At 69.0% G+C, this 3,211-nt stretch carries 3 protein-coding genes; all 3 read right to left on the bottom strand.

Features of this window, described 5'->3' with window-relative positions:
• Positions 1 to 1,338: DEAD/DEAH box helicase (locus Q0Q02_RS23625; RefSeq protein WP_293813258.1), on the bottom strand; the 1,338-nt coding region annotated here is incomplete at its 3' end.
• A gap of 169 nt (positions 1,339 to 1,507) precedes the next feature.
• A complete protein-coding gene (gene argC / locus Q0Q02_RS23620) occupies positions 1,508 to 2,482 on the bottom strand; it encodes an N-acetyl-gamma-glutamyl-phosphate reductase (RefSeq protein ID WP_293813256.1) in 975 nt (324 codons plus the stop codon).
• A 286-nt stretch (positions 2,483 to 2,768) separates the two neighbouring features.
• The coding region (locus Q0Q02_RS23615) for a class I SAM-dependent methyltransferase (RefSeq protein WP_293813254.1) at positions 2,769 to 3,211 on the bottom strand (443 nt) is incomplete at its 5' end.

Below are 3,211 nucleotides of genomic sequence, written 5' to 3'. Positions count from 1 at the left end.
GCTCTTCAGCGCATAGCCGCCGGTCGCGACGAAATTGACGACGGCGTCGAAATCCTCGCGGGCGAGATCGGCATAGGGCGAGGCGGTGCGAACTTCCTCGTAGAGTGCATCCGCCTCAAAGCCATCCGAGCAGGCGACGCCGAGCACATGCTGGGCGAGCACGTCGAGCGCGCCGAGGCGGGGCGGCGGGGTGTCCTGCGCGGCCTCGTGGACGGCTTCGAGCGCGGCGCGGCACTCCAGCAGCTCGAAGCGGTTGGAGGGCACCAGCAGCGCCTCCGAGGGCTCGTCCATGCGGTGGTTGGAGCGGCCGATGCGCTGGATCAGGCGGCTTGCGCCCTTGGGTGCACCGAGGTTGACGACGAGGTCGACATCGCCCCAGTCGATGCCGAGATCGAGCGTCGCGGTGCAGACCACCGCCTTGAGCCGTCCGTCCGCCATCGCCGCCTCGACCTTGCGGCGCTGCTGCGCGTCGAGCGAGCCGTGATGCAGCGCGATCGGCAGGTTGTCGTCGTTGAGGTTCCAGAGGGCCTGAAAGGCGAATTCAGCCTGCATGCGCGTGTTGACGAAGACGAGCGTCAGCTTGTGCGTGCGGATCGCCTCATAGACCTCGGCCATCGCGTGCAGGGTCGTGTGGCCGGCGATCGGCAGGCGCCGTTCCGTATCGAGGATGCCGATGCGCGGCTTCGCCCCGCCCGCGACTGTGACGAGCCCGGCCGGTGTCGCGGCGCCGCCGAGATAGCGTTGCAGGTCGGCGGGCTCCCGCACCGTCGCCGAGAGGCCGACAGCCGAGACCTGCGGCGCCAGCGCCTTCAGGCGCGCGAGATCGAGCGCGAGCAGGTCGCCGCGTTTGGAGGTGACCAGCGCATGCAGTTCGTCGAGCACGATGCGGCGCAAGGACGAGAAGAACGGTGCGGCGTCGCGATGCGAAACCAGCAGTGCGAGCTGCTCAGGCGTCGTCAGCAGGATGTCGGGTGGGCGCTGGATTTGCCGCGTGCGCTTGGCGGCGGAGGTGTCGCCGGTGCGCGTCTCGATCGTTACGGCCAACCCCATCTCGCGCACCGGCGCTTCGAGATTGCGGGCGATGTCGACGGCGAGCGCCTTCAGTGGCGAGATATAGAGCGTGTGCAGACCGTCATGCTTGCCCTTGCGTTCGGCGAGCTCGACCAGCGAGGGCAGGAAGCCCGCCAGCGTCTTGCCGGCGCCGGTTGGCGCGACCAGCAAGGTCGAGCGCCCGGCGCGGGCCTCCTTCAGCAAGGCGGTCTGATGCGGCCGCACGCTCCAGCCGCGCCCGGTGAACCAGGCCTTGAAGGTGGGGGGGAGCGGGGAGGGAGCGGCCATGCCGGCCGAAGATAGGGCGTGGCACGGGAGAACGAAAGGGGAATCAGGGATCGCGGGGGGCGAGTGCCGCGCGGCTGAGGGCTCGGTTGCTGCGTGGGTGCCGGAAGGATCGCTTCGACCCGTCGCGGCCCCATGCAGTGATTGGTCAATTGCCCGGAGGGTCGCCCTATCAGGGCCAGACAGGTAAACCGTCCAGCCCTGCGGTTTCGGGCAGGCCGCAGATCAGGTTCGCGTTCTGCACGGCCTGGCCCGCCGCGCCCTTGCCGAGGTTGTCGACCACGCCCATCGCGATCACCAGGTCGCGCTCCGGATCGGCCGCATAGCTGACGAAGGCGAGATTCGAGCCGGTCGCCCATTTGGTCTGCGGCGGCTTGTCGGTCACGCGGACGAACGAACGCCCGGCATAGAAGCGCCGGGCCGCGTCCAGGCACTGATCCGTGGTGGCGCGGCCGCGGCAATAGAGGGTGGCGAGGATGCCGCGGGTCATCGGCACCAGGTGCGGCGTGAACACCAGCCCGGCCGCGCTGCCGCCGCTTAGCCGCTCGATCGTCCTGGCGATCTCAGGCATGTGGGTGTGCTTGAGCAGGCCGTAGGGCACGAGGTTCTCGTTGCTCTCGGCATAGCCGAATTTGCTGTCGCCGCCCCGGCCGGCGCCGGAGATGCCCGTCTTCACGTCGATCACGACATTGCCGGGCTCGATCAGCTTGTTGGCCAGCAGCGGCGCCAGCGCGGTCAGCGTCGCGGCAGGGAAGCAGCCGGGGTTGGCCACGCGGGTCCGGCCTTCGATCTCGGCTGGCCAGATGTCGGCCAAGCCATAGGCCCAACCGTCGACATAGCGATGGTCGCCGCCGATATCGACGATCTTCACCTCCTTCGCTACGCGCGCCAGCGCGTCGGCCGAGGCGCCCGTGGGCAGTGACGCGAACAGCACGTCGAGTTTCGGCAAGGCCGCCGGGTCCCATTTCGCGATCACCAACTCGGCCAACTTGGCTGGCACGCCGGGGAAACGATCGACCAACCGGCTGCCGGCGCTGCTCTCGCCCGCAGCGTAGACCAGCTCGAAGGATGGGTGGCTCGCGATCAGGCGCAGCGCTTCGCCGCCGCCAAACCCGCTGATGCCGACAATGCCGACGCGAATGCTCATGATGGTGTCCTTCTGGGTGCAGGCAAAAGAAAACCCCCGGAGCCGAGGGCTGCGGGGGTTCAGGAACGCGGGCCGGGGACCGCTCCGGTGTGTGGACCTATCGTGAGGCCGCCACTACGCGGAAGGACGCTGATCGACGCGCAGCCTGAAAAGCCGCCGCATGGGTGCAGCGACGTCGGCGTCGATCACAAACTGTCCGGTTCCTGAGCATGTCCCGCGACACTGTCGCGACCCATATTCATCGTCAAGCGGAATGTCTGCTGACGGGTCCGGGCAGAGCCCGGCCTCACCGCTTCTCGGCCACCACCAGCAGCCCCGGCACGGGCACTCCGCGATCCTGCCGTGTGCTGGCGGGCTCGACGAGTATCGGGGTGAGCCCGGCTTCCACCAGCCGCTCTCGTAGCCAGCTTTCCGCATGCGCGAACCGCCTGTCCTCTCCCACCACGACGCCTTCGCCCTCATGGCTCTGCACCGTGAAGGCGAGCAGCCCGTCCGGCTCCAGCACGCGCGCGCTCTGGGCGAAGCAGGGCGCAAGCTCGCCGAGATAGACGAAGACATCGGCCGCGACGACGAGATCGGCGGAGGCGTCCGGCCGGCTGGCGAGGAAGCTCGTCAGCCCGGCGACGGCGAGCTTGTCGTAGAGCGGCGTGCCGTCGGGGGCGAGCTTGGCGCGAGCCCGCTCGATCATGCGCGGCGAGAGATCGCAGCCGGCGATGAAGCCGCTCTGCT

Source organism: uncultured Allobosea sp., from assembly GCF_945956895.1.
Lineage (GTDB): Bacteria > Pseudomonadota > Alphaproteobacteria > Rhizobiales > Beijerinckiaceae > Allobosea.
This window is presented reverse-complemented; position numbering and strand designations above follow the sequence as displayed.

Excerpts from the sequence above, each read along its gene's own strand:
- argC (WP_293813256.1), bottom strand. The coding sequence starts at position 2,482 with ATGAGCATTCGCGTCGGCATTGTCGGCATCAGCGGGTTTGGCGGCGGC.